The sequence below is a fragment of the Peteryoungia algae genome, from assembly GCF_030369675.1.
Lineage (GTDB): Bacteria > Pseudomonadota > Alphaproteobacteria > Rhizobiales > Rhizobiaceae > Allorhizobium > Allorhizobium algae.
The window spans coordinates 2,370,001-2,396,995 of sequence record NZ_CP128477.1; the positions used below are offsets into that span (position 1 = coordinate 2,370,001).

At 61.0% G+C, this 26,995-nt stretch carries 23 protein-coding genes (1 of these 23 cut by a window edge); 17 read left to right on the forward strand and 6 right to left on the reverse strand.

Features of this window, described 5'->3' with window-relative positions:
- The 6 genes from QTL56_RS11445 to QTL56_RS11470 all read left to right on the forward strand — a co-directional run.
- Positions 1-397, forward strand: the 3' portion of a protein-coding gene (locus tag QTL56_RS11445; RefSeq protein WP_245137798.1) for an energy-coupling factor ABC transporter permease. It extends 287 nt beyond the left edge of the window; 397 of the gene's 684 nt are visible here — the last part of the coding sequence; its start codon lies off the left edge, out of view; it ends in the stop codon at positions 395-397.
- 133 nt (positions 398-530) lie between these two features.
- Positions 531-1,475: a phosphoribosylaminoimidazolesuccinocarboxamide synthase gene (locus QTL56_RS11450; protein WP_229576029.1), complete on the forward strand. Its 945-nt coding sequence runs from the start codon at positions 531-533 to the stop codon at positions 1,473-1,475.
- A gap of 17 nt (positions 1,476-1,492) precedes the next feature.
- Positions 1,493-2,158, forward strand: a complete 666-nt coding sequence (locus QTL56_RS11455; RefSeq protein ID WP_245137799.1) for a TetR/AcrR family transcriptional regulator — start codon at positions 1,493-1,495, stop codon at positions 2,156-2,158.
- Positions 2,159-2,303: 145 nt separating this feature from the next.
- Entirely contained in the window at positions 2,304-3,515 is a 1,212-nt protein-coding gene (locus tag QTL56_RS11460; RefSeq protein ID WP_245137800.1) for an efflux RND transporter periplasmic adaptor subunit, read from the forward strand.
- Between the two features lie 41 nt (positions 3,516-3,556).
- Complete coding sequence (locus tag QTL56_RS11465) at positions 3,557-6,676, forward strand: efflux RND transporter permease subunit (protein ID WP_245137801.1); 3,120 nt, start codon at positions 3,557-3,559, stop codon at positions 6,674-6,676.
- 128 nt (positions 6,677-6,804) lie between these two features.
- On the forward strand, positions 6,805-8,229 hold the full coding sequence (locus QTL56_RS11470; protein WP_245137802.1) for an efflux transporter outer membrane subunit: 1,425 nt from the start codon (positions 6,805-6,807) through the stop codon (positions 8,227-8,229).
- A 67-nt stretch (positions 8,230-8,296) separates the two neighbouring features.
- Here QTL56_RS11470 and QTL56_RS11475 read toward each other — a convergent pair whose 3' ends face one another.
- A complete protein-coding gene (locus QTL56_RS11475; protein ID WP_245137939.1) occupies positions 8,297-9,076 on the reverse strand; it encodes a cupin domain-containing protein in 780 nt (259 codons plus the stop codon).
- A gap of 185 nt (positions 9,077-9,261) precedes the next feature.
- Between QTL56_RS11475 and QTL56_RS11480 the strand changes: the two genes are divergently transcribed.
- Both QTL56_RS11480 and QTL56_RS11485 read left to right on the forward strand, forming a co-directional pair.
- The gene (locus QTL56_RS11480; RefSeq protein WP_245137803.1) at positions 9,262-10,542 is read left to right on the forward strand and encodes a 4-aminobutyrate--2-oxoglutarate transaminase; all 1,281 of its coding nucleotides are present in this window, start codon (positions 9,262-9,264) and stop codon (positions 10,540-10,542) included.
- Between the two features lie 3 nt (positions 10,543-10,545).
- Positions 10,546-12,030: an NAD-dependent succinate-semialdehyde dehydrogenase gene (locus QTL56_RS11485; RefSeq protein ID WP_245137804.1), complete on the forward strand. Its 1,485-nt coding sequence runs from the start codon at positions 10,546-10,548 to the stop codon at positions 12,028-12,030.
- A gap of 33 nt (positions 12,031-12,063) precedes the next feature.
- Here the strand turns inward: QTL56_RS11485 and QTL56_RS11490 are convergent, their stop codons facing one another.
- Positions 12,064-12,990, reverse strand: coding sequence for a hydrogen peroxide-inducible genes activator (locus QTL56_RS11490; RefSeq protein ID WP_245137805.1), 927 nt, complete (start codon positions 12,988-12,990; stop codon positions 12,064-12,066).
- A 100-nt stretch (positions 12,991-13,090) separates the two neighbouring features.
- Here QTL56_RS11490 and QTL56_RS11495 point away from each other — a divergent pair, with 100 nt between their 5' ends.
- The gene (locus QTL56_RS11495) at positions 13,091-13,321 is read left to right on the forward strand and encodes a YdcH family protein (RefSeq protein WP_245137806.1); all 231 of its coding nucleotides are present in this window, start codon (positions 13,091-13,093) and stop codon (positions 13,319-13,321) included.
- A gap of 156 nt (positions 13,322-13,477) precedes the next feature.
- On the opposite strand, the gene efp is transcribed toward QTL56_RS11495, so the two are convergent.
- Positions 13,478-14,047, reverse strand: coding sequence for an elongation factor P (gene efp / locus QTL56_RS11500; protein WP_229576039.1), 570 nt, complete (start codon positions 14,045-14,047; stop codon positions 13,478-13,480).
- A 137-nt stretch (positions 14,048-14,184) separates the two neighbouring features.
- Between efp and epmA the strand changes: the two genes are divergently transcribed.
- From epmA to QTL56_RS11535, 7 genes are all read left to right on the forward strand, one after another.
- Entirely contained in the window at positions 14,185-15,252 is a 1,068-nt protein-coding gene (gene epmA / locus QTL56_RS11505) for an EF-P lysine aminoacylase EpmA (RefSeq protein ID WP_245137807.1), read from the forward strand.
- Positions 15,245-16,288 carry a lysine-2,3-aminomutase-like protein gene (locus tag QTL56_RS11510; RefSeq protein WP_245137808.1) on the forward strand — a complete coding sequence of 348 codons (1,044 nt, stop codon included), beginning with the start codon at positions 15,245-15,247 and terminating at the stop codon, positions 16,286-16,288. The genes epmA and QTL56_RS11510 overlap by 8 nt, the downstream gene beginning before the upstream one ends.
- A 160-nt stretch (positions 16,289-16,448) precedes the next feature.
- Positions 16,449-16,700 (forward strand): acyl carrier protein, encoded by a 252-nt coding sequence (locus QTL56_RS11515; RefSeq protein WP_229576042.1) that lies wholly within the window; start codon positions 16,449-16,451, stop codon positions 16,698-16,700.
- Complete coding sequence (locus QTL56_RS11520; protein WP_245137809.1) at positions 16,700-17,881, forward strand: acyl-CoA dehydrogenase family protein; 1,182 nt, start codon at positions 16,700-16,702, stop codon at positions 17,879-17,881. Before QTL56_RS11515 ends, QTL56_RS11520 begins: the two co-directional genes overlap by 1 nt.
- A 4-nt stretch (positions 17,882-17,885) precedes the next feature.
- Positions 17,886-18,794, forward strand: coding sequence for an amino acid--[acyl-carrier-protein] ligase (locus QTL56_RS11525; protein WP_245137810.1), 909 nt, complete (start codon positions 17,886-17,888; stop codon positions 18,792-18,794).
- Positions 18,795-18,801: 7 nt separating this feature from the next.
- On the forward strand, positions 18,802-19,767 hold the full coding sequence (locus QTL56_RS11530; RefSeq protein WP_245137811.1) for a DUF1839 family protein: 966 nt from the start codon (positions 18,802-18,804) through the stop codon (positions 19,765-19,767).
- Between the two features lie 11 nt (positions 19,768-19,778).
- A complete protein-coding gene (locus tag QTL56_RS11535; RefSeq protein ID WP_370660360.1) occupies positions 19,779-22,247 on the forward strand; it encodes a glycosyl hydrolase 2 galactose-binding domain-containing protein in 2,469 nt (822 codons plus the stop codon).
- Between the two features lie 24 nt (positions 22,248-22,271).
- Here the strand turns inward: QTL56_RS11535 and QTL56_RS11540 are convergent, their stop codons facing one another.
- The 3 genes from QTL56_RS11540 to QTL56_RS11550 all read right to left on the reverse strand — a co-directional run bounded on the left by QTL56_RS11540 (position 22,272) and on the right by QTL56_RS11550 (position 25,781).
- On the reverse strand, positions 22,272-23,396 hold the full coding sequence (locus QTL56_RS11540) for a GumK N-terminal domain-containing glycosyltransferase (RefSeq protein ID WP_245137813.1): 1,125 nt from the start codon (positions 23,394-23,396) through the stop codon (positions 22,272-22,274).
- Positions 23,396-24,580 (reverse strand): glycosyltransferase family 4 protein, encoded by a 1,185-nt coding sequence (locus QTL56_RS11545; protein ID WP_245137814.1) that lies wholly within the window; start codon positions 24,578-24,580, stop codon positions 23,396-23,398. The genes QTL56_RS11540 and QTL56_RS11545 overlap by 1 nt, the downstream gene beginning before the upstream one ends.
- A 124-nt stretch (positions 24,581-24,704) precedes the next feature.
- Positions 24,705-25,781 (reverse strand): glycoside hydrolase family 5 protein, encoded by a 1,077-nt coding sequence (locus QTL56_RS11550; protein ID WP_245137815.1) that lies wholly within the window; start codon positions 25,779-25,781, stop codon positions 24,705-24,707.
- Between the two features lie 327 nt (positions 25,782-26,108).
- Between QTL56_RS11550 and purU the strand changes: the two genes are divergently transcribed.
- Positions 26,109-26,993 (forward strand): formyltetrahydrofolate deformylase, encoded by an 885-nt coding sequence (gene purU / locus QTL56_RS11555; protein ID WP_245137816.1) that lies wholly within the window; start codon positions 26,109-26,111, stop codon positions 26,991-26,993.
- Positions 26,994-26,995 lie beyond the last annotated feature (2 nt).

A 26,995-nucleotide genomic window follows, 5' to 3' on the forward strand; every position in this document is an offset into this window, starting at 1 on the left:
TCTCCTCCTGCAGGGGCTCTTCATCGCGCCCTTCGACCTTCCGCAATACGGGATGAACGTGACGACGCTGGTCATTCCGCTCTATGCCATCAGCCAGCTCGCCAGCCGCATCATTCCGGAGAGAAAAGCCTATGTCGATCTCGGCTACCGCGACGCGCTCGCCCTCTCCACGACCTACCAGGGCGGCATCGTCGCCTGGGTCGCCTTCTGGGTGCTTTACGGCAACGGCTTCACCGCCGAGAGCCTTAGCAGCATCGCAACCTTCGGCGCTGCCTATATGACGGTGATCCTGGCCGAGCCGCTTGTCGATCTCGCCGTCCTGGCTGCGGCCAAGTCGCTGCGCAAGGCGACCGACAGTGGTCTCTTCAACGAGCGCCTGCATCGCGCAGCCGCCTGATTGCACGCGGAACGAAAGGGCGCATGGCATCCGCCATGCGCTTTTTCTTTGAAACGACCACCGCTTTCGGGTACCGCGAGACAGAAACCGCACCGTGAAACGTGCCCCGACCGCCGAGACATCGAGGATATCCATGCGCGTCCTGTCCGAAGCCCATTTTCCAGAACTGCCGAACTACTACCGTGGCAAGGTGCGCGAGAATTACGACCTTCCGGACGGCAGCCGCATCATCATCTCCACAGACCGCCTCAGCGCCTTCGATCGTATCCTCACCTGCATCCCCTACAAGGGCCAGGTGTTGACCCAGACGGCCCGCTACTGGTTCGACAAGACCAGCGACATCTGCCCGAACCATGTGATCGCCTATCCGGATCCAAATGTCGTGGTCGGCAAGCGCCTCGATATCCTGCCTGTGGAAATTGTCGTGCGCGGCTATCTTGCCGGCACCACCGGCACCTCGATCCTCACTCTCTATAAGAAGGGCGAGCGCCAGATGTACGGCATCACCCTCCCCGAGGGCATGCGCGACAATGAGAAGCTCCCGACCCCGATCATCACGCCCACCAGCAAGGAATTCGACGGCGGCCATGATGAACCGCTCACCCCGGCCGAAATCGTAGACAAGAAACTCCTGACCTCCGAGCAGTGGGACACGCTCTCGCGCTACGCCCTCGCACTCTTTGCCAGAGGTCAGCAGCTCGCGGCCGAACGCGGCCTGATCCTTGTCGATACAAAATATGAGTTCGGCACCGATGAAAACGGCACGATCATTCTTGCCGACGAAATCCACACGCCCGACAGCAGCCGCTATTGGATCGCTGACAGTTACCAGGCGAGCTTCGAAAAGGGCGAACGTCCGCAGAGCTTCGACAAGGATTTCGTCCGTGCCTGGGTTGCGGACCGCTGCGACCCCTACAACGACGAGATTCCCGAAATCCCCCAGTCGCTGGTCGAGGAGACGTCGAGAGTCTATATGAAGGCTTATGAAGCGATCACCGGAGAGACCTTTGTGCCTGACGACAGCGGCGAAAGCCCATCGGCACGGATCCACGGCAATCTGGTACGCTATATGGGCTAGGAGGAGGCCGAAACGTCATGGATCACGATTGCCGCGCCCGAGCGGGAGATTGCAGCGACATCGAGCTCAAGGGTCGGGTGGCACGACGTCCGCGCAAATCCGCCGAGGAAACGCGCGAAGAGATCCTTAACACGGCTGAACGCCTCTTCCGGACCCATGGTTTTGCCAGCGTTGCGATCGCCGACATAGCGGCAGAATTGTCCATGTCGCCGGCAAATGTCTTCAAGCATTTTCGGACCAAGGCCAGCCTCGTCGACGCGATTGCCACGCGGGCGATCGAGGAGACGGTCGCGTCGCTCCGGAACCTGTCGCGGGATCGCCCGGTTCCCGAACGACTGTCTGCATTGGCCCATCACCTCATGCAGGAACATGTGTCCGGACGCCTCGATGCTCCCTTCGTCTTCGAGATGATCCTCGTCACGATCACCGAAGAGCTCGATTGCAACGACCGCTTTCGCAGTATGGTCGTCGAGACAATCACGGACATCATCGACGATGGCATTCGGGAAGGCGTCTACCACGTTGCCGATGTGCCACGTTTCGCCAATGCAGCCTTCGACGCGCTTGCCTGTGTCATTCATCCTGTCATGACCGGGTTGGAGGATGCTGACATTATGGCAACACGATGCGATGATGTCGTCGCGTTGATCGACGCCGCATTGCGCTTGCCGCTTGCTAAGTGACGATATCTGATTTACGTCACTTTCACGATAGACCTGCCATCGTGTCAGACGGTTGGGCAATGTCATAGTCACGATGGTTCCCTCAGTTCCAGCCCGTGGTGAGAATTGCCCGCCCCTTCGACCTTGTCATTATTTGGGATTCTCCATGCGCCGAAGCTTCAAGTTCGCCTCTGTCATTCTTGCATGCACCGCCATCCTCGCGAGTTGCAGCGACCAGGAAACAGCCCAGAACGCCGGCGGCGCAGGTCCCGGCGGCGAGCGCCCGCCCACAGCCGTCAGCGTCGTCGCCTTGACCAAGGCACCTCAGACGCTGACCGCCACACTTCCCGGTCGCGCAGCCGCCTTTCAGACCGCAGAGATCCGTCCGCGGGTCAGCGGCGTGATCAAGGAAATCGCCTTCAAGGAAGGCAATGAGGTGAAGGAAGGCGATCTGCTCTACAAGATCGAGGACGACACCTACCGCGCTGCCCAGGCCCAGGCCCAGGCAAGCCTTCAGAAGGCCGAAGCCGGCGTCCCGACCGCGCAATCCAACCTTGCACGTCAGGAGCGTCTGGTCGGCAGCGGCGCCACGCAGGTAGAGCTCGAAAATGCCCGGGTCACGCTCCTTCAGGCGGAAGCCGATGTCGCCCAGGCAAGAGCAGCTCTGCGTTCCTCCGAGATCGAACTGGCCCTGACGGAAATCCGGGCACCATTTGACGGCGTGACGACAGCGTCGCGCTACTCGATTGGCAACGTGGTGACGGCAAACCAGACGGACAGTCTGATGACGTTGCGCCGCCTGGACCCGATCTATATCGAACTGACGGAATCGAGCGTCAACCTGCTGCGACTTCGGGAGGCAATTACCGACGGACGCATCAATCGCAACGAAAATGGCGCGACCGAAATCCGCCTGACGCTCGAAGACGGCCACGAATATCCTGTTGTCGGCAAGCTCGACATGTCCGAAATGGCGGTCAGCCAGACCACCGGCACCTTTTCAATCCGCGCCGTGTTCGACAATCCCGAAGGCTTGATCCTGCCGGGCATGTATGTTCGTGCGACGGTGACGGTCGGGACCGAAGAGGGCTTCCTGATCCCCCAGCGTGCGGCAACCCGTGCGGCAAACGGCGAGCTTTCGGCAAAGTTCGTCTCGGCGGACAACAAGGTGGAAACACGGATCTTCGATGAAGCACAGGTGTCGGGCAACAATTGGCTGGTTGCGAACGGCATAAGCGATGGCGACAAGCTCATCGTCGATGGCTTCCAGTGGATCGCCGACGGCGCGCCGGTCCAGCCCGTCGAGGCCAAGATCAATGAAAACGGGATCGTCGAAGAGACAGCGGCGCCGGCTGCCGCCCCTGCTGCACAACCCTGATCGTGCAACAGGCAAGGCAAACGACGCGTAAAGGATAATCCATGGCCCAGTACTTCATTCGCCGCCCAATCTTTGCTTGGGTGATCGCGATCATCATCATGCTCGGCGGCGCGCTCGCAATCTCGACTCTGTCGATCGCGCAATACCCGGAAATCGCACCAACCACGGTGCAGATCGCCGCGAGCTACAACGGCGCGAGCGCCGAGACGGTGGAGAAATCCGTCACCTCGATCATCGAGGACGGCATGACCGGCCTTGATGACCTCACTTACATGACGTCGTCTTCGAGCACCGGCTCCGCCCGCGTGTCCCTGACCTTCGGCAATTCGATCGATCCGGAAATTGCGCAGGTCCAGGTGCAGAACAAGCTGCAATTGGTCCAGTCGCAGCTCCCCGATACGGTCCAGAGCGCCGGCATCTCCGTCACGCGCTCCACGTCGAGCATCCTGCTCGTCGGCGCGCTTGTTTCGACCGACGGCGCCCGTAGCAATGTCGAGCTCGGCGACATCTTCTCCTCCCAGATCGAAGACCAGATCAAGCGCCTGGAAGGTGTCGGCAGCATCGAAGTGTTCGGCACTGGCTACGCCATGCGCGTCTGGCTCGACCCCTACAGGCTCAACAAGTTCCAACTTACGCCGACCGATGTGACCTCGGCGATCCAGGCACAGAACACCCAGGTCTCCGTGGGCGCCCTCGGCAGCCAGCCCGCGCCGGAAGGCCAGCAGCTGACCGTCACCGTGACGGCTCAGAGCCAGCTGCAATCAGTGTCCGACTTCGAAGCGATCATCCTCAAGACCGAGACCGATGGTGCAACCGTTCGGCTGAGCGACGTTGCCCGCATTGAGGTTGGACAGGAAAGCTACGGAACGAAGACCCGCTCGAACAGAAACCCGGCGACCGGCTTCGCCGTCAATCTCGCAACCGGAGCGAACGCACTCGACACCGCCGAGCGCGTGAAGGACCAGCTGGACGGTATTGCCTCGTCGCTGCCCGAAAACGTGGTCATCACCTACCCTTACGACACGACGCCCTTCGTCGAACTGTCGATCGAGAAGGTGGTGCACACCCTCATAGAGGCCATCATACTGGTCTTCGTGGTTCTTCTCGTATTCTTGCAGAACCTGCGCGCAACCATCATACCGATGATCGCCGTACCGGTCGTTTTGCTTGGCACCTTCGGCATTCTGGCCATCACCGGATACTCGATCAACACGCTGACGATGTTTGCCATGGTTCTCGCCATCGGCCTGCTCGTCGATGATGCGATCGTCGTCGTGGAAAACGTCGAGCGCATCATGACGGAAGAGGGGCTATCCCCTCTCGAAGCCACGCAGAAGTCCATGGGTGAGATCACCGGCGCAATCGTCGGCATCGCCCTCGTCCTGACAGCCGTCTTCATTCCGATGGCTTTCTTCGGCGGCTCGACCGGCATCATCTATCGCCAGTTCTCCGTTACCATCGTGTCCGCGATGCTCCTGTCGGCCCTGGTCGCCATCGTTCTGACGCCGGCGCTCTGCGCCACGATGCTGAAGCCAGTCGATCATCACAAACCGAAGCGCGGACCTGGCGCCTGGTTCAATCGCAACTTCGACCGGGCGACTGGTGGCTATGTCTCTTCGATCGGCTACCTGTTGAAACGTCCACTGCGCGTCATGCTGATGTTCGCTGTCGTGATCGGCGGCATGAGCTGGCTCTTCCTGCGCCTGCCCTCCTCCTTCCTGCCGCAGGAAGACCAGGGCGTGCTGATGACCATCGTTCAGCTGCCGAATGGCGCAACCGTCACACGCACGGAAGAGATCATCACGAAGATCGAGGACTACTATCTCGACAAGGAAAAGGATGCGATCCAGGACGTATTCTCGGTGTCGGGCTTCTCTTTCGTCGGTGCGGGCCAGAACTACGCTCTCGTCTTCGCCAAGTTGAAGGACTTCGAGCTGCGGACAGACCCACAACTTGCAGCAGCAGCCATCGTCCAGCGCGCCATGGGCTATTTCTTCACCCTGCGGGACGCTCAGGTATTCCCGCTACAGCCGCCGGCTATCCCGGGTCTCGGCACCTCCAGCGGCTTTTCGATGTATCTCGTCGACAGCGGCAAGCGAGGCACCGAAGCCCTGACAGCAGCCTCGCAGCAATTGATGCAGGCCGGCAACCAGAACGGCAATGTCAGTTCGCTGCGCTCGAACAATCCGCCGGCGGAGACCCAGCTGAAATTCCTGCTCGATCAGGAAAAGATGGGCGCCATGGGTCTCGATATCGCAACCGTCAACAGCATGTTGTCGATCATTTTCGCCGGCCGCGACGTGAACGACTTCACGCTGAATGGCGAGTTGAAACCGGTCTATGTCCAGGGTGATGCGCCGTATCGGATGCAGGAAACCGCGATCAACGACTGGCACGCGCGCAATGCGAGCAGCGAAATGGTTCCTTTCTCCTCCTTCGTGAAGACGGAGTGGATCAGCGGCGCACCCACATTGAGCCGGTATAACGGCGTGGGGGCAATTTCCATGGAAGGCGCAGCCGGCGCTGGTGTCAGTTCTGGTACCGCGATGGACACCATGGAAGAACTGACGGCAGATCTGGATGGCGGATACACGGTCGCCTGGCAGGGCATTTCCTATCAGGAGCGCCTTTCCGGTTCGCAGGCCCCTCTGCTCTACGCACTGTCGGTTCTCATCGTCTTCCTGTGCCTTGCAGCACTCTATGAGAGCTGGTCGATCCCCTTCTCCGTCATCATGGCGGTGCCCGTCGGGGTCCTCGGCGCGGTCACGGCGGCCTACTTCTTCGGGCAGTCCAACGACGTCTATTTCAAGGTCGGATTGCTGACGACGATCGGCCTGGCGGCGAAGAATGCGATTCTCATCGTGGAGTTCGCCAAGGATCGCCAGGCTGCCGGATTGAGTGTCATTGATGCAACACTCGAAGCCGCAAAATTGCGCCTTCGCCCGATCATCATGACATCTCTGGCCTTCATCCTGGGCGTCGTTCCGCTGGCGATTGCCACCGGGGCTGGCTCGGCCGCGCAAAATTCCATTGGTATTGGCGTACTTGGCGGAATGTTCACCGCCACGGCGCTCGGAATTTTCTTCGTTCCATCGTTCTTCGTTGTAATCCGGCAGGTCTTTGGTGGTGCTAGCCCGAAAGATCATCTGTCGTCGCAATGATTGACAAACTATCTTAACCAACTATTGCGTAGGGTGCTGCGGTAGCCTGCGTTTGTAAGTCGGTCGCTGGCTCGGGGTAATCAATCACCTCGTCGTAGCAAGACCGGGGACTTTTACAGGAACACGTGATGCTCAAGATTCGTGCTGCCGCACCGCTCGCCTTGCTTATTCTATCCGGCTGCGTCGTTGGTCCAGAACATGAGGCGCCTCAGACCGCCCTGCCCGTCAAGTTTTCCGAAGGCAGCGCTCGCGCGGCTGCGGACGTGACACTGGCTCCATGGTGGACCGCCTTCAATGATCGTCGCCTGAATGGCCTTGTCGAAACCGGTCTTGCCCAGAACCTCGACGTGCTCCAGGCGATCGAACGCATTACATCGGCTGAAGCGAATTTCGAGGCGGCCGACTCCGGTGCTTTCCCGCAGGTCAACGCCGGTGCTGACCATCAGATATCCAGGACCAATGGCAGCGGCTCTCTCTCGAGCCGCGACAGCGACACAACCAACACTTCGACGGGCACTCTGAGCGTTTCCTGGCTCATCGATCTCTTCGGCCAGTATCGCCGCTCCAAGGAAAGCGCCAAGGCATCGCTCGACGCAGCCTATGCGAGCGCCGATGTGGCCCGCCTGACCTTCCTGTCCAGCGTCGTGACGGCCTATGTCGATGCGCGCTACTATCAGGAGCGCATTGCGATTGCCCGCAAGAACCTCGGATCGCGCCGTGAAACGCTCGAACTCACCCGTCTGCAGCTCGAAGCCGGCGCCGCTTCCAGATTGGACGTCGTCCAGTCCGAAGGTCTCGTCAATTCGACGCTTGCAGAAATCCCGGGCCTCGAGATCTCCTTCCGCCAGTCGGTCCACCGCATCTCGCTTCTGCTCGGCCTGCCGGCGACCACGCTGCTCGCCGACCTGCAGAAGGGTGCCGCCCAGCCTTACGCTCGCCGCGGCGTCAATGCAGGCGTTCCCGCCGATCTGATCCGCAATCGTCCGGACATCCGAGCCGCCGAACGCAATCTTGCAGCTGCCACGGCCGAGATCGGTGTCGCAGAAGCCGCGCTTTACCCATCCATCTCGCTCAGTGGCTCGATCTCGCCGATACTCGTTGCGACGTCGGCTGCCAGCGGCAAGTCAACCTCCTGGGGCTTCGGTCCGAGCCTGGATCTGCCGATCTTCGACGCAGGCGCTCGCCGCGCCAACATCAAGGCCCGCGAAGCGGCGGCCCGCCAAGCCTACCTCGCCTGGAAGCAGACGGTCCTCAGCGCGGTCTCGGAAGTCGAAAACGCGCTCGTTGCCGTCAGCCGGACCCGTCAGACCGTTTCGGCCCTGACTGCCACTGTGCGCTCCTACGAAGAAGCCCTGTCGCTTGCCACGGCGAGCTATCGTGACGGCGCCTCTTCTCTGCTCGACGTGCTGGATGCCCAGCGTAACGTCGCCAGTGCGCAGGCAAACCTTGCTCAGGCTGTTCAGCAGCTGGCGAACGGCTACGTGTCGCTCAACGTCGCCGTCGGTGGCGGTTACGCCTGGGGTGGCGCCAAGACCGTGGTCGCCAGCAAGTAAGACTGCAAGGCAAGACATTCGAAGCCCGGCACCGGAAACGGTAGCCGGGTTTTTCTTTGCCTGAATCTCAGAAGGTGGCGGGCGTGTTGATCCAGATAAGCACGGTCTCACCGCTCGAGACGTTGCGCCACGAATGCGGCCTGCGGCTTTCGAAATAGAAGCTGTCACCGGCATTCAGCTCGAAGAACTTGTCGCCATCGAGGATGATCTCGAGGCTGCCCGAGAGCATGTGAATGAACTCCTCGCCCTCGTGTTGATAGGCGCCTTCGCTGGAAGCACCCGGCGCCAGCTGGAAGCGATTGCATTCCATCAGGTTTTGCCCCTCGGCCAGCACCTGCACCACCACACCTGAGGACGTGGTGGGCCATGACGCCCACTTGCCGTCGCGGATGAGGGACTCGCCGCCTCGCCCCTCCTCTTGCCCGCTGAGAGAGGCCAAGGTCGTGCCGAGGTGACGGGCCACTTCGTGCAGCGCTGTAAACGACAAGCCCTGCGATGTCCGCTCGAAGGTTGAGAGCTGCGAAACGGAGACGCCGGTTGCTTGCGCCACGTTCTCAAGGGTCTTGCCTGCATCCCGACGTAGCCGCCGGATGCGTGTACCCGGCCGGACATCGGCTGCATCGTCCTCCGCTTCGCCAATTTCCTCGTCGACCTCCAGGATCGCGTCACGCAAGGTCTCGCGAATGGCTGCGGGATTAAGGCCCCTCTCGCTCCTGAGCCAGGCAATCCGCTTCAGGCGATCCATGAGCGCGCGATCGTAGAGCCGCTGGCCGGTCGCAGTCCGGATCGGCTGGATCAGATCCTGACTTTCCCAGAGGCGGAGCGTCGACGGCGACACCCCCGCCATCCTTGCAGCCTCTGCTATCTTGAACCGGATGTCGTCCACGCTGCCCCCAGGGAAATGTCGCAGTCACGGGTGATAATGCCGACAAGACATATTGCAAGTCTACAGAAAAAATGTAGGAAATATGTAACCGCGCGATCAATGACCGAAACGACGCCGCTGGCAACCCTTCGCATAGGACGGAAACGATGAAGAACGCCGAAATCTCAGCCCGCAAGAACGACGCCATCTCCCGCGGCGTCGGCATGACCACGCAGATCTATGCCGACAAGGCGGAGAACTCTGAGATCTGGGACGTCGAGGGCAACCGCTACATCGATTTTGCCGGCGGCATCGCCGTCCTGAACACCGGCCATCGCCACCCCAAGGTGGTCGAGGCGGTAAAGGCGCAGCTCGATCGTTTCACCCACACCTGCCACCAGGTCGTTCCGTATGAAAACTATGTCGCATTGGCTGAACGCCTCAACAAGATAGTACCCGGCAACTTCGAGAAGAAGACGATCTTCGCAACGACAGGCGCCGAAGCCGTCGAGAACGCCATCAAGATCGCCCGTTGCGCGACCGGTCGCTCCGCCGTCATCGCCTTCACCGGCGCCTTCCACGGCCGTACCTTCCTCGGCATGGCGCTGACCGGCAAGGTCGCACCCTACAAGGTCGGCTTCGGCCCGATGATGGGCGATGTCTTCCACGTTCCCTTCCCGCTCGAGATGCATGGCATCGACGTCGAGACTTCCCTCGATGTGCTCGACAAGCTGTTCAAGGCCGATGTCGACCCGAAGCGCGTTGCAGCCATCATCCTGGAACCCGTCCAGGGCGAAGGTGGCTTCTACGACGTGCCCCGTCCCCTTATGAAGGCGCTGCGCGAGATCTGCGACGAACACGGCATCCTGCTGGTCGCTGACGAGGTCCAGACCGGCTTTGCCCGCACCGGCAAGCTCTTCGCCATGGAGCATTACGATGTCGTTCCGGACCTGACGACCATGGCCAAGAGCCTCGCCGGCGGCTTCCCGCTCTCGGCCGTCACGGGCCGCGCCGAACTCATGGACGCGCCTGGCCCCGGCGGCCTTGGCGGCACCTATGCCGGCAACCCGCTGGCGATTGCCGCCGCCCATGCCGTGCTCGACGTCATCGAGGAAGAACAGCTCTGCGATCGCGCCAACCAGCTCGGCAACCGGCTGATGCAGCGGCTTGAATCCATGCGTGCCGACGTTCCGCAGATCATGGACATCCGCGGACTGGGCTTCATGAATGCGGTTGAATTCAAGATCCCGGGAACCGACAAGCCGAACGCGGATTTTACCAATGCGGTGCGTCTGAAAGCGCTGGAGAAGGGCCTGATTCTTCTGACCTGCGGCGTCTACAACAATGTCGTCCGCTTCCTCGCCCCGATCACCATTCAGGACGAGGTCTTCAACGAGGCGCTCGATTTGATCGAAGCCTCGATCCGTGAAGTTGCAGCAGGAGCCTGAGGCATGACCATTTCCAAGATCCTGACGGACAAACTTAATGACCCGACACTGGCGACCGACAAGTCGCTCGTCGGCAACGACTGGCTGGCGACCAGCCAGTCGGGCAAGAGCTTCGACGTTACCAACCCAGCAACAGGCGAGGTCATCGCCACTCTGCCCGATCTGAACAAGGCGGAGATCACGAAGGCGATCGACGCCGCCTACGTCGCCCAGAAGACATGGGCAAAGAAAACCGGCAAGGAACGTGCCGTCGTGCTGCGCAAGCTGAACGATCTCATGGTCGCCAATGCCGATGACCTCGCCACCATCCTGACGATGGAAATGGGCAAGCCCTGGGCCGAAGCGCGCGGCGAAATCCTCTACGGCGCATCTTATGTCGAATGGTTCGCCGAGGAAGCCAAGCGGGTATACGGCGACACCATCCCCGGCCACCAGCCGGACAAGCGGATCATGGTGATCAAGCAGCCAATCGGCGTCGTTGGCGCAATTACGCCGTGGAACTTCCCGAACGCCATGCTGGCCCGCAAGGTCGCGCCGGCGCTCGCCGTCGGTTGCGCCATGGTGTCGAAGCCTGCCGCCCAGACCCCGCTCTCTGCCTTGGCACTCGCCATCCTCGCCGAACGCGCTGGCCTGCCGGCCGGCCTGTTCTCGGTGGTGACCTCGACCGATGCAGCAATGGTCGGCCAGGAATTCTGCGCCAATGACAAGGTACGCAAGCTGACCTTCACCGGCTCCACCAATGTCGGCAGGATCCTGATGCGCCAGGGTGCAGACCAGATCATGAAGCTCGGCCTGGAGCTTGGCGGCAACGCGCCATTCATCGTCTTCGACGATGCGGACCTCGATGCCGCCGTCGAAGGCGCGATGATCTCGAAGTACCGCAATGCCGGCCAGACCTGCGTCTGTGCCAACCGTCTCTACGTCCAGGCGGGAATTTACGACGCCTTTGCAAAGAAGCTTGCCGAGAAGGTTTCACAGCTCAAGGTGGGCGACGGCTTTGCCGAAGGCGTCACCACAGGCCCGCTGATCGATGCCAATGCCATCAAGAAGGTCAAGGAACATGTGGCAGACGCCGTGTCGAAGGGTGCGCAGATCGCGCTGGGCGGCAGCGGCGCAGATGCGGGCGAGCTTTTCTTCCAGCCCACCATCCTGACCGGCGTCACCACCGCCATGAAGGTCGCCACCGAAGAGACGTTCGGTCCTGTCGCTCCACTCTTCAAGTTCGAAACGGAAGAGGAAGTGGTGGAACTCGCCAATGCGACCGAGTTCGGCCTTGCCTCATACTTCTATTCAAAGGATCTGGCCAAGATCTTCCGCGTCGCGGAAGCGCTGGAATATGGCATGGTCGGCGTCAATACCGGTCTGATCTCGACCGAGGTCGCACCATTTGGCGGCATCAAGCAGTCTGGTCTCGGCCGCGAAGGCTCGAAATACGGCATCGATGACTATATCGAGATCAAGTACATCTGCCTCGGCGGCATTGCCTGATAAACTGGAGATCCCCGGCTTGTCCGGGGATCGTCATCGGATCTGCTCCATGGCAAGGATCCGATCCGCCACATCGCGTCCGAGACCCGCCAGCGCCTCGAAATGGTTTCCCCGCGCCGAGGACTGCCGCCAGAAGAAGCCGATGTTCCGGACACCTTCCCAGCCTTCGATTGTCAGTAGCTTGATGCCATCCTCCTTGCCGAACTCCGACCGGACATAAAGTTCGGGAAAGAGGGACAGCCCCATTTCGATCGACACCATTTGACGGATCGCATCGAGGCTCGAACCTTCATAGTCCTCGGCAAGAGTCGCCCCCGATATGTCGGCCAGCCGCCGTACCTCGTCCATGAGGCGGTGACCCGCCCCAAGAGTGAGAAGCCGCTCGCCCTTCAACCCGTCCTTCGAAATGCTGTCGAATTCCGCCAGTCGATGGGCCTTGGGCACGCCAAGGAAAATTCTTTCTCGGCAGATCTGCTGTGACACGAAGCCATCGTCCTCAGAAGGTAGCGGGCCCAGTCCGCAGTCCGTCTCCCCTTGCAGCACGGCCCTCTCCAACTGACGCGGCCGGTCCTCACGGATGTAGATCTTCAGCTCCGGATATAACTGATGGAGTGGCGGCAGCAGATAGGGCAAGAAATAGGGGCCGAACGACGGCGCCACGCCAAGCCGGATTGCTCCTCCGAGATTACCCTGTGAGCCCGTGGCAAGCGCCCTGATCTCATCGAGCCCGTTGAGGATTACTTTTGCCGCCTTGATGATCTCCAACCCGACCGGCGTAGGCATTACCTGCCCCGGCATCCGGTCCATCAGCGTCACCCCCAGCTGCTTTTCCAGAAGCGCCACCTGAACGGAGAGCGTCGGCTGCGAGACATTGCAGCGCTTAGCTGCCTCGCCGAAGTGCCCGGTCTCACCCAGCGTGACGAGATATTCCAGCTGGCGATGACTTGGGCGAAAGGGCATGACGAGGCCAATAGAGAAAAACTATCGGATTTATATAATCAATGAATTGGAACAATCAACAGCGAGACTTCATATTCGACTGGCACGAAAGGAGATCGCCATGAAGCAACTGCTGAAAGCCCTGAGAGCCCGCCACTCGATCGTCGCCGCAAAGATCGACGAGGAACAGCGTCGTCCGCAACCGGACAGCATACGGGTCCGCGCCTTGAAGAAAATAAGGCTGCATTTGAAGGAGCAGATCACTTTGCTCGAACGGGGCGATGCCACGAAGGCAGCCGCCACCCGCCCCAGGGGATCAAGCTTCGGCGGCCCTATTCTCGCCGGACGCTGATCATGTCTGCGCTCGTGATGGCGGATGCGTGACCGGTGAGAACGGCCGGCGGGGCACCCTGCACCCCGCTGGCGCCAGGGGCAAACGGGAGATGCATGAACAAAAAAAGCCCGGCGTGGTCGACGCCGGGCTTCTGCTATCGGTCTGTCAGTGCGCTCAGTTCTTGGCGCGCTCGACGTAGGAATTGTCTTCCGTCGCGATCACAACACGAATGCCGGCGTCAACATGCGGCGGCACCATGGTGCGGATGCCGTTCGACAGCATGGCAGGCTTGTAGGACGACGATGCCGTCTGCCCCTTCACGACCGGTTCGGTTTCGACAATCTCCAGCGTCACGTGACGCGGCAACTGCAGGGCAAGCGCGATACCTTCATGCATCGACAGAATGCAGACCATGCCTTCCTGCAGATAGGCCTTCTGATCACCCATGGTCTCGACGTCCACCACGACCTGGTCGTAGTTTTCCGGGTTCATGAAGTGGAAGCCCTCGCCATCCTCATAGAGGAACTGATGGTTGACGTCTTCCACGAAGGCGCGCTCGACCTGCTCCGTCGTGCGCCAGCGCTCGGAAACCTTCACGCCATCAACGATGCGACGCATGTTGACCTGCGTAACGGGTGTGCCCTTGCCGGGGTGGAAGTTCTCGGCGGTGAGAACGACATAGAGCTTACCGTCGACATCGATAACATTGCCCTTGCGGACGGAGGAGGCGATAACCTTGACCATTGGAATTCCTTGTATCTGCGCGAGACCCGTCGTAAAGGACGGCCGTCCCTGCTGACGTCTTCGAATTTCTCGGGCGGGACTAACCCAAATCCGGCAAAATAGCCAGCCCGTGTTGAGAGAAGGATCGAGAATCCGGAATGTCTGACCGCAGCCGTTCAGCCCCTGCGTGGTGGTCATCATCGGCCCACGCCGATCGACGGCCATTCCTGATCGGACGCAACCGGATCCAGGCCGCGTTTCGCGCCCGCTTCGCCGCCCAGGACTTCGTTGAGGTCGATACCGCGACCCTGCAGATCTCCCCCGGCAATGAAGCCCACCTGCATGCTTTCAAGACCGAGGCGATCGGTCACGATGGCTCTGCCGTCCCGCTCTACCTGCACACATCCCCCGAATTTGCCTGCAAGAAACTGCTTGCCGCCGGCGAAACAAGGATTGCGTGCTTCGCCCATGTCTATCGCAATCGCGAGCGTGGCCCGCTGCACCATCCCGAATTCACCATGCTGGAATGGTACCGTGTCGGCGCAGGCTATGAGCAGCTCATGCAGGACTGCGCCGACCTGATCGCCCTCGCCGCTCGAACAGCGGGCACGCAGCAATTTGCTTACGGCGGCAAGACCACCGACCCTTTCGCAGAGCCCGAACGGATTTCGGTTGCGGACGCCTTCAGCCACCATGCCGGCATCGACGTGCTGGCCACGATTGATGACGACGGCAACCCGGACCGGAACATGCTGGCGACGCAGTTGCGGCAAGCCGGCATCCGTGTCGCGGACGATGACACCTGGGCTGATCTGTTCAGCCGCGTCATCGTGGAAAAGGTCGAGCCCAATCTCGGCAATGGTCGGGTCACCATCCTCGACCGCTACCCCGTCGCCGAGGCGGCCCTTGCCCGCCCCTGCCCCGATGACCCGCGTGTAGCCGAGCGCTTCGAGGTCTATGCCTGCGGCGTAGAATTGGCCAATGCCTTCGGCGAACTGACGGACCCCGCCGAACAACGCCGCCGTTTCGAGACCGAGATGGTCGAGAAACAACGCGTCTATGGCAAGACTTATCCGCTCGACGAAGACTTTCTCGAGGCCCTGGCAGCAATGCCCGCGGCCTCCGGCATCGCACTCGGTTTCGATCGTCTTGTCATGCTTGCAACTGGGGCACTCCGGATTGATCAGGTGATCTGGGCGCCGGTGGCGGAGACCCATCTTGGCTGAGGCGACCCTGCGCAGTGTTGATAATCTCGTAACGGATGGCCTCGTCCGAGCGGAAGAGGCTAGGACCCTCGACGCCGTTGCCGCACGCTACGCCATTGCATTGACGCCGACTGTCCGCGCCCTGATCGACGTGAACGATCCTTCTGACCCGATTGCCGCCCAATATGTGCCGAGCGCCGACGAACTGGTCGAACACCCCGATGAACGCCCCGACCCCATCGGCGACCATCCGCACTCGCCCGTGGAAGGCATAGTCCATCGCTATCCGGACCGGGTTCTGCTCAAACTCGTGCATGTCTGTCCTGTCTACTGCCGCTTCTGTTTCCGCCGCGAAATGGTCGGCCCCCAGGGCGACGGAAATCTCGGCGCCGACGCGTTGCGGAAAGCACTCGACTACATCCGCGCCGACAAGCGGATCTGGGAAGTGATCCTGACCGGTGGCGACCCGCTGATCCTGTCACCGCGCCGGCTGAAGGCAGTCATGCAGGAGCTGGCGACGATCGCCCATGTCCGCATCGTCCGCGTTCACAGCCGTGTGCCGGCCGTCGATCCCGAACGCATATCCGAAGACTTGCTGGATGCGCTTAAATCCGGCGGCAAGACGCTCTATCTCGCCTTGCATGTAAACCACCCGCGCGAACTCACCCCGGAGGTCCGCAAGGCCTGCGCCCGCCTCGCGGCCGCGGGTGTCCAGCTGGTCAGCCAGAGCGTCCTTCTGAGAGGCATCAACGACAATGCCGAGACGCTGTCCGAGCTGATGCGCGACTTCGTCGAAATCGGTGTGAAGCCCTACTATCTCCATCATCCCGACATGGCACCGGGAACCAGCCATTTCCGCCTGACCATCGCAGAAGGCCAGGCGATCATAGGGGAAATGCGGACCAGACTGTCAGGCCTGTGCATCCCGCATTACATCCTGGATTTGCCAGGCGGCCACGGCAAGGTGGAGATCGGCACGAATACCCTGCGCCAAGTTGGACCAAATCGATACATCGTTCTCGATCGCCACGGGTCAGAACATGTCTACGACGGCTAGCTTGACCCTGCTTGCCGTGGAATCCGCCGAATCTGGCTCCTTTTCGCCGGTCAGTGCAGCGCTTTCATTCTGAATTTACTGAAACGCTTAGCGGAAACTTCGTCTTTCCCCTGTAAGAAATCGCTCAATAGATTTCGAACGTCCGATCGGAGGGAAAACGATGAACGAAACCATTCGCACCTTGCTGGCCAAGCTTGGTGGCCTCCCGGTCGCCGTCGATACGCTTGCAGACGAAGCTGACCTTTATGCAGCCGGCCTGTCGTCCTTCGCGTCGGTCCAGCTGATGCTGGGCCTCGAGGAAGCCTTCGACATGGAGTTCCCGGATCACCTCCTGAACCGCAAGTCCTTTGCCAGCATAGCCGCCATCGAAGCGACGGTTGCGACCATCGTCGGGGACAGAAAGGTCGCCTGATGGACCTCTGCTCCACATCGACGGACAAGAGCCTGAAGGCACGCGCAACCCGCGTCGCCGCAGTCGCCGCGATACATGCCGACGATGTCGACAAGGCCGGCCGGTTCCCGAAAGAAGCGGTCGACGCCATGAAGGCGGAACGTTTGTTCGGGATCCAGATCCCCGTCGATTGCGGCGGCGAGGGGCGTTCGACCTCCGAGATCGCCGAACTCTGCACCATCATGGCCCAGGGCTGCGCCGCGAGCGCCATGATCTTCGCCATGCACCAGATCAAGGTGTCGAGCCTTGTCTCGCACGGGACCGAAGCCGGCTGGCATCGGGATTTCATGCGCCGGATCTGCGCTGACCAATTGCTCCTTGGCTCTGCGACGACCGAAGGCGGCATCGGTGGCAATCTGCGCAATTCGATATGCGCCATCGAGGTCGAGGGCGACCGCTGCCGGTTGGAAAAGGACGCCACCGTCATCTCTTACGGCAAGCACGCCGACGCGATCCTTGTCACTTCCCGCGCCCACAAGGACGCGCCCCCCAGCGATCAGGTGATGACAGTCTTTCTGAAGGAGCAGTACACGCTGGAGCAGACCCATGTCTGGGACACGCTTGGCATGCGCGGCACCTGCTCCGACGGCTTCCTGTTCAAGGGCGAGGCGCCAGCAGTACAGATCCTGCCGAAACCGTTCGCCGAAATCGCCGCTCAGTCCATGCTGGCAAGCTCACATCTTCTCTGGAGTGCACTCTGGTACGGCATCGCCGTCGACGCCTTTTCCAAGGCGCAGAGTTTCGTCAGAGCTGCCGCACGCAAGACACCGGGCACACAGCCTCCCGGCCTCGTTCAACTTGCCGAAATGTCCGGCCAGCTACAGGCCATCCGCTCGAACATTCAGGCCGGGCTCTCATCCTACGAGCAGGCGTTGAAAGACCCGGACCGCCTGTCGTCCATGGGCTTCGCCGTCACCATGAACAACGTCAAGATCGCCTCCTCCGAGATGATACTGCCCGTGATCAATCAGGCGCTCAGGATCTGCGGCATCATGGGCTACAAGAACGGTACGCCCTACAGCCTGGGCCGCCATCTGAGGGATGCCCACTCGGCGGAGCTCATGATCTCGAACGACCGCATCCTCGGCAACACCGCGACGATGCTCCTCGTACACAAGCAAGAAACCGGATTGTTGGGGTAGTGACATGGATATGCAGGTGAGTTTTCTGGACCGCCTCTTCGACAGCGGCCTTCTCATCGAGACCGGCGTCGATGGTCTCTATGGACGCAGCGGCCAGTTTGAGGACGTGATCGCTGCCTTCGAACGCCTGATCGACAGGATCGGCGGCGGCGACGGAGCCGAAGCGATCCACTTCCCGCCCGGCATGAACCGTGCCTATTTCGAGACGAGCGGCTATATGAAGAGCTTCCCGCAGCTCGCCGGCACCGTGCATTCCTTTTGCGGCAATGACCACGACCATCTGAGCCTCTTGCAATGCATGGAGGAGGGCAAGGACTGGACCAAGGAGCAGAAGGCAACCGACATTGCCCTGACGCCCGCTGCTTGCTACCCGCTTTATCCGACCGTCGCCAAACGCGGCCCGATCTCGATGGATGGTGGCCTCTTCGACCTGCAGTCCTATTGCTTCCGCCATGAGCCTTCCAAGGATCCGGCCCGCCAGCAGCTGTTCCGCATGCGTGAATATGTCTGCATGGGCACAGAGGCCCATGTGACGACCTTCCGCCAGACCTGGATGGATCGCGGCGTCGAAATGATGAAATCGATCGGTCTCGACGTCGAGATCGACGTGGCAAACGACCCCTTCTTCGGCCGCGCAGGCAGGCTTCTCGCCAACAACCAGCGCGACCAGAACCTCAAGTTTGAACTGCTGATCCCCGTCACGTCGCAGACCAACAAGACGGCCTGCATGAGCTTCAACTATCACCAGGACGCCTTCGGCCAGAAATGGGGTCTCTCGCTGACCGACGGCTCGGTTGCCCACACCGCCTGTGTGGGCTTCGGTCTAGAGCGCATTGCGCTCGCCCTTTTCGCCCAGCATGGCCTCGACGTCGCCGCCTGGCCGGAGCCCGTGCGCAAGACGCTCTGGGGCTGAACCCGCAATGGCATCCGTCTTTGCCGGACTCGACCCGGACAACTATATCCCCCACGCGCTCCACGCTCAGGAGCGCATGTGGCCTGAAACCAACTGCTATGTCGATCTCTGGATCGAGGTGCTATCGGCCGCCGGTTTCATGCCCGAGGCAATGCTCGGCTTTACGCTGACCCAGGATTTCGAAGGCGACCAGCTTACCTTCTTCAAGGTACCGCTGGAAGATCTCGAACAGCTCTACGACATACGGGTGACAGAGCTTGCGATCTTCGACACCGTCGAGAGCCATGTCGCCGAGCAGCTGACGCGGGGACGCCTCTGCCTCGTGGAAATGGACAGCTTCTTCATGCCTGACACCCAGGGCGTGGGTTATCGGCAGGAGCATGGCAAGACCACAGTTGGCATCAACCGCCTCGACGCGACCAACCGGGTGATGGACTACTTCCACAATGGTGGCTTCTTCCGGCTGGAGGGAGAAGATTTCGACGGCGTCTTCCAGCATGACCTGCCAGAGGGCACCCTCCCCTTCCTGCCCTACACGGAATTTGCCAAGTTCCCTAAGGCGCCCGTTTCGGCAGCCCATCAGCGTCAAACCGCAACGACCCTTCTGGGCCGCCATTTCGCCCGCCGGCCAGAAGAAAATCCGATTGCCGCCTTCGCCTCGGTGTTCCCGAGACAGGTCGAGGCCGTCGCTGAACGGCCCTTCGGCTATTTCCACAAATACGCCTTCAACACGCTGCGCCAGTTCGGGGCCAATTTTGAACTACTGGCGAGCCACCTCTCCTGGCTCGACGAACCAGCATACAGGTCAGCGATCGCAGACGCGTTGAAGATCAGCGAATGCGCCAAGACAGTGCAGTTCCAGCTCGCCCGTGCCGTGACGCGCAAGAAGTTCGATCCGTTGGCGTCAGCCCTCGATCCCGCCATTGCAGCCTGGGACCGCCTGATGGATGATCTGGGCAAAAGGCTGACGTGAAGGACGATACGATGACGGGAACGATCTATCTGGGGGCCGATACGCGTCCCCTGGAGCAGGGCTGGACCCTTCTGATGACCGAGGCGGGCCGCTATCGCGCGCCGGCTGATCTGCCGCGCACCGCCTTCCACATTTCCGCGCCCGTGCCCGGAACCGTCGCGGCCGCGCTGACCGAGGCCGGCTTGTTCGATCCTGCGGATCCGAGCCCCCTCCACGACAAGGACGTCTGGTATCGTCGATCGCTCGCCGGCGAGCGGCCTGGCCCAGCGGTACTCCGGTTTGAAGGCCTTGCGACCATTGCCGAAATCTTCGTCAACGGCGCATTGCAGCATACGAGCGAAAGCATGTTCGAACCCGTCGACCTCGCGCTCGACATGTCTGGCGATGATGAGTTGGTGATCTGCTTCCGAGCTTTGCAACCCTACTTCGAGAAGAAGGGGCCGCGAGCGCGCTGGCGTCCGCAGATTATCGACCAACAGGGTCTGCGCCTTGTGCGAACATCTCTTCTCGGCCACATGCCGGGATGGTGTCCCGAAATCCATCCCGTCGGACCGTACCGCCCGATCTCTCTTATCCGACCGTCGCGTGACAACGTCTCGGGTCTTCGCATCAATGCCGATCTCGACGAATTCGGCACAGGCCATCTCACCGTCAAACTCGAGCAAAAGACCGGCACCGAGTTGGCGATCCTCTGCTGTGGCCGCACGGCGCAGTTCGAGAAGGGATCGCCCGGGCGATTGATTGCCAAACTTGAATTGCCTGCCGTTGCCGCCTGGTGGCCGAGGACGCATGGCGACCCGATTTTGCACGACGTCGCGCTGGCGATCGAAGGACGCATTCATCCGCTCGGCCTCGTCGGTTTTCGCCGCATCGAGGTGGACCGCGACGAAGATGGCAAGGGCTTTGGGCTGAAGGTCAACGGCGTGCCCGTCTTCTGCCGCGGCGCCGTCTGGACCAATACAGACCTCCTGAGGCTGCCGAGTTCGGCGGAAGCCTATGCGCCCTGGCTTGCCAAAGCGGCCGAAGCGAACATGAACATGATCCGCATCGGCGGAACCATGACCTATGAGAGTACAGACTTCTTCCGTCTCTGCGACCGTCTGGGCATCATGGTTTGGCAGGACCTGATGTTCGCCAACTTCGACTACCCGGTCTCTGACGAAGAGTTTTCCAGGCGGGCGGTGGCCGAGGTCGAAACTATCCTCGCCAGTCTGCAGGGTCATCCGTCCCTGGTCGTCATTGCCGGCGGCAGCGAAGTCTTCCAGCAGGGCGCCATGCTCGGCCTTCCCGAGCGCATCTGGCAATCCGAGTTCTTCACCGGGACGCTCGCGCGGGCCACCAGAGATCATCGTCCGGACGTCGCCTATATCCCCAACTCCCCCTACGGCGGCAGCATGCCCTTTGCGCCGAATGAAGGTGTGACCCACTACTACGGCGTCGGTGCCTATCAGCGCCCCCTCGAAGACGCCCGTCGGGAAAATGTCCGATTTGCCGCCGAATGTCTGGCTTTCGCCCATGTCCCGCAACAGAGGACGCTGGACGACAACCTTGCCGTCCCGCCGGTTCACGACCCGCGCTGGAAGGGCCGTGTCCCGCGCGATCGGAGCGCCTCCTGGGATTTCGAGGACGTGCGCGACCACTACCTTGCACAACTCTACGCCGTTGATCCCGCGCGATTGCGCCGGGAAGACCCTGCAGCCTATCTCGACCATAGCAGAGCGACCACGGCAGAGGTCGTCACGGAAACCTTTGCGGAGTGGCGCAGAAGCGGATCATCCTGCCGCGGGGCTCTGACCTGGACCTTCCAGGATCTCGAAGCAGGGCCAGGATGGGGCGTCATCGATGCAACCGGCGAGCCGAAATCCGTATGGTATGCCCTGAAGCGCATCTTCCGACCGATCCAGGTTCTCCTGACCGACGAGGGCACGAACGGGCTCGACATTCACCTCGTCAACGAAACGGCGACGAGTGAGACTGTGACGCTCGAGATAGCCTGCCTGCGGGATGGCAGCCAGGCGGTGGTCTCCGCCAGCAGGGCCATGTCGCTCGACGCTCGCTCGTCCCATCGCCTGCCGGCCACGGAACTGTTCGGTGCCTTCTTCGACACCACCTATGCCTACCGCTTCGGCCCGCCATCCCATGACGTCACCGTTGCGAGACTTGTCGGCACCGGCGGCAACCTCATCGCAGAAGCGTTTCACTTTCCACAAGGGCGAAACGCCGCCAAGCATCCCGCCAAGGTCGATCACGCCATCCAGGACATCGACGGCATCTGGTGGCTGGAACTGTCCACCAGCCAGTTCGCCCAATCCGTCCATCTCGATTTCGACCATTTCTGGCCGGGGGACGATTGGTTTCACCTGGCGCCGGGGCGTGTGAAGAGGATCAGGCTTTCTCCGAGAGACGGCATTGAGCCGGGGCAAAAGCCCCGGGGCACGCTGCGCCATTTCGGCAGCCGGACGGTCCAGTCACTGTGCTGATCCCATCCAGTTCATGACACGAATTCAGGCAGCACCCGGCGCGTGGAACAGCCGGTCGACAACTTCTTCCCAGTCGCAGATACCGGACGTATCGATGGTCAGGTGGTCCATGACCTTGGCGCGTTCGAAGGCCGCCCGGATCGACTCCTGATCGTCGGGCTCATAGGCACAGACATTGTCCCGACCGGCCGCCGCAAAGCGCGGCGCGACAATCGGCAGATGGCAATAGCTGTACTGGATCATCTTCAGGCTCGACTGGCTGAGATAGTCGGCACCGGCGCCGGAACGATAGGGGGCGATCCCGACATCGGCGAATTTGATGAACGGCACGATGGTTGCGAACGGCACTTCACCATGTACGACGATATTGGCCCTCGGCTGTAGCGGCAGCGCTTTCTTGCCGAAGAGGTGGAAGGTCCAGTCAGGATTCGCGACTGCAAGGGTCTCGATCATGCCGGCATCGAACATCATGTCGCCGACGCTGATCGCATGGCGCTGGCCTTGATAGGGGCTGGTGGCCGCGGCCTCGAACAGCCCCTTGCTGATCCCGTGCGGAACGAAAACGACCCGATCCTGGGCAGTGAAATCCGAGCGCATTGCCTCTGCCATGATCCGAATCTGATCATACTGCGGCAGCGTGGCATTCAGTTCCTCGATGATGCAGGGATGCACCCTGATCGTCTCCAACCGGTCGGCCGCGTGGTAGATGAACTTCGCCTTTGGCGCATGTCGACGCAGATATCGCGTCAACAGCGGCGAAGGCCCGCTTTCAATGACGATATGCGAGTAGGACGACAATCGTTCCGTGACGGCCTTTGGCAGGAAATGCCCGTACCGACGGTAAAGCGGAGCCACGACAGCGTTCAGCCAACCGTAGCGCAGATTGATCGGGTGAAACGGGGCGAACCAGACGAATTCTTCGAGGCGCTCGTCCAGCCGGAACCACGTATTGATGGGACGCGTGAGCGCATGTTTGTAACGCCCGTCACCGATGAAACGGCTGAGCGGACTGAGCCGGCAGATCAGGAAATCGACCGCCGCTCCCTCCTCGCGCAGTTGATCCGACATGAAGTGGAGATCGACGCGGCGAGGAGCATCCGCGAAGTGATGTCCCGAAACGACAAGGATACGCTTGGAAGCTGATTTCATCAGGCTAGCACCTCCTGCGACCGGGATCCAAGGACTTCTCCATAGAGAGCGACATGCCGATCGCAGACGTCAGACCAGCCATGCTGCGAGGCGGCGACCATCATCTCGGAGCGACGACCGGGTGAAGCGAACAACGCCTCGTATGTGCCCTCTATCGCCGTTGCAGCGACATCCGCGCGGGAAAAATCGCTTACCGCGACCCCGGAATGACGGGCTGCGAGCGCCTGATAGGCTTCATTGCAATGCAGCACAGGCACAAGCCCGGCGCTCATCGCCTCGACGGCCACCAGACCAAAGCCTTCATATTCCGAGGCGGATACGAAGAGCGACGACCGCGACAACACTTCGCGCAACTCCGCATCGGATATGCCGACATGCAGGTGCACCTCATCCTGGAGACCGCGTGTCGATATTGCGGCCCGAAGATCCGCCTCCGTCTGGTCGGACGGCGAACCGACAACGTCCAGATGCCAGCCGATCGACCGGCTTTTCAGCGCAGCCATGCAATCAAGGAGTCGATCGAGCCGCTTGTTGACGGAAAATCGACCAATCGTCACCATACGCCGCACGGGCGTCTCACTGCCGAGCGCAGCGAACTTCTCGATATCCACGCCGTTCTCGATCAGACGTGCCCTATGCCCGGCGATGGGCGCGAACATCCTGTGGTCTGACTGGCTGCAACAGACAAGCGCATCGTAAGCGAGCGCAGAAGCACGGGTCGCCGTCTGGAACCAGATCTTCTTGATGGCCGCATGGTTCTTGGTGTGGAAGAACCCTCCATGCGTCGTGGCGATGAGCGACTTGCGGTGAAACGGCCGTGTCCAGGCAAGCGCGTCGTAGAAGAAATCGACACCGTGGACATGAACGAGATCCGCATCGGAGATATGTCGGAAAACTGCAGGTGCCAGCGGATAGCGGCTGCTGCCGCGCCAGGGGATCCTGACGACCTCGACCCCGTCGATCATCTCGCGAAAGGGCAAGACCTCGCCGGGATCGCGAAACAGCCGATCGAGTGTCACCACGCGCACCGCAAACCCGCGGGAAGCAAGGGAGCGGCTGAGATTGGAAACGACGTCTTCGAGACCGCCCCGGCTCGGCGCATACTGGCGCACGATCTGGACGATACGCGCGCCCTCGGCCAAGCCTGTCACGGCGCTTGGCCTTGACGCAGTCATGCTCTCCATGCCGCAACCTCTCGTTGGATGGTTCCAGTCAATCTTCCGGCCTGCCTAGAGGAAAAGCGTTAAGGTCGCGTTTTCGGGCATTTTTGAAGGTGAAGCATCTGAAGTGGGTACCCATGCATCGACATCAGGGGCCGAGTGCCGGACAGGTCGATGCCGCAGCCGAAAAGTCTTTCAGGACCGGCGTCAGACCCCGAAGCTGCGGCCGGTCGCCAGACGCTGTCGGCTGGATGTTCAGTGCCTCTTCTTCCGGCCACCAGTCGCCGCCGGCCCAGTAAGCCCAGCCGATCCAGACATCACGGTCCCGCTCGACCACTTTCACCATGCTTTCGAGCGCCTGAATGCAGACCTCGTCACCCGGCACGCCGAATTCGCCCAGATAGCCGCGCTTGCCGTTGTCGCGCAGCCAACGTGAGTAGTTTTCGATCGCCGCGACCGCATCATCCGCCCGGCTGCAATTGGCATTCGTCCCGGAGAAATCGTCGTCGAAATACTGGTGCACTTCGAACGCGTAGTGCTCGAGCGGATCCTTCACCCCGAGCATGACCGTGCCATTGGCACCGTCATAACCTTCTCCGGTCCAGCTATGCGCGCCCGACCAGGCATTTCCCGGCACGAGAATGAGATTGCGGGCACCCGTGGCCCGGATCGCCGCGATTGCAGCATTGGCTCCATCCAACCATTGCGCGGTCGGCATGGTATGCGGTTCGTTCATCAGTCCGAAGACGATACCGTCCTGATTGCCAAAGGCCAGAGCAAGTCCGGTCCAGAATTTCGCGAATGCCTCGTAAGGTACGCCCGGTGAGCCGATCAATTCGCCTCGATACCGGGCGTAGTTGTGCGGATCGAGGACCACGGTCAGCCCCGCCGCGCGCAAGCGCAATACCGTATCTTTGAGCCGATCGAATTCCGCCGGATCGAAATCAGCGTCCAGCGATGTTTGCAGGCGAGACCAGGAAAAAGGCAGCCGCGCGGAGTTGAACCCCTTGTCGGCGAAATAGGCGATGGTCGCGTCGGTCGGATAGGTATAGGCCGTACCATAGACACCGTCTTCCTCACCGAACTCGGCACCTGCAAGGTTGACGCCCCTGAGGCACGTCCCGCTCGCAAGCACCGGCTGCGACGTCATGGCAAGGAGCCCGAGCGCGACACAGGAGGCACGCACCAGATCGAAGAGGGTGCTTTTGCCGGTGGGAATTTTCATTCGGAATGCCATGACGGTCTCGGTCCGGAGCTAAGTTGGGCGCAGGTTATTGGTGCTTGGGCAAAGGTCAATGCCACGGATGGGGGGATCCGGTGGTTTGTCCGTCGTGACCATGGGAACGGCGAAGATGCGCCTTCGAAAGGCGCAATAGGAACGAGGTTTTGCATTTCCTGCCCTAATCTCGACCCAACGCGAAGACAGGAAGGCGCGCCGTGAAAAGGCCTCCCCTTCGCAAGGACAACAGTCAGTTTCCGGTGCGCGCTTCCGATCGCGCCGGAGATGCGATAGAGACACGCGGCTGCACCCGCCGAGGAGATGATAGAACCTATGACGAGCTATGTATTGACCGTATCCTGCCAGTCGACCCGCGGCATCGTGGCTGCGATTTCGGGCTATCTCGCGGAGCAGGGTTGCAACATCGTCGACAGTTCCCAGTTCGACGACCTTCACACCGGCCAGTTCTTCATGCGCGTGTCCTTCATCTCCGAGGAAGGCGTCGCTGAAGCAAAGCTGGAAAAGGGCTTTGGTCCCGTCGCCGAAAAATTCGGCATGAACTGGGAATTGCACGATGCCGCCAAGCGCATGAAGGTGTTGCTGATGGTCTCGCGTTTCGGCCACTGCCTGAACGACCTTCTCTACCGCTGGAAGATCGGCGCGCTGCCGATCGACATCGTTGGCGTCGTCTCCAACCACTTCGATTACCAGAAGGTTGTCGTGAACCACGATATCCCCTTCCACCACATCAAGGTGACGAAGGAGAACAAGCCGGAAGCTGAGGCCCGGATCATGGACCTGGCAGAACACACCGGCACCGAACTGATCGTACTCGCCCGCTACATGCAGGTTCTGTCCGATGACATGTGCCGCAAGATGTCCGGCAAGATCATCAACATTCACCACTCCTTCCTGCCCTCCTTCAAAGGGGCGAACCCCTACAAGCAGGCCTTCGAGCGCGGCGTGAAGCTGATCGGTGCGACAGCGCATTACGTGACCACGGACCTTGATGAAGGCCCGATCATAGAGCAGGACGTCGCGCGCATCACCCATGCCCAGTCGGCAGACGACTATGTCTCGATCGGTCGTGACGTTGAAAGCCAGGTGCTGGCACGGGCCATCCACGCCCACATTCACCACCGTACCTTCATCAACGGCAATCGTACCGTCGTTTTCCCGGCAAGCCCGGGCTCCTACGCCTCCGAGCGGATGGGCTGACA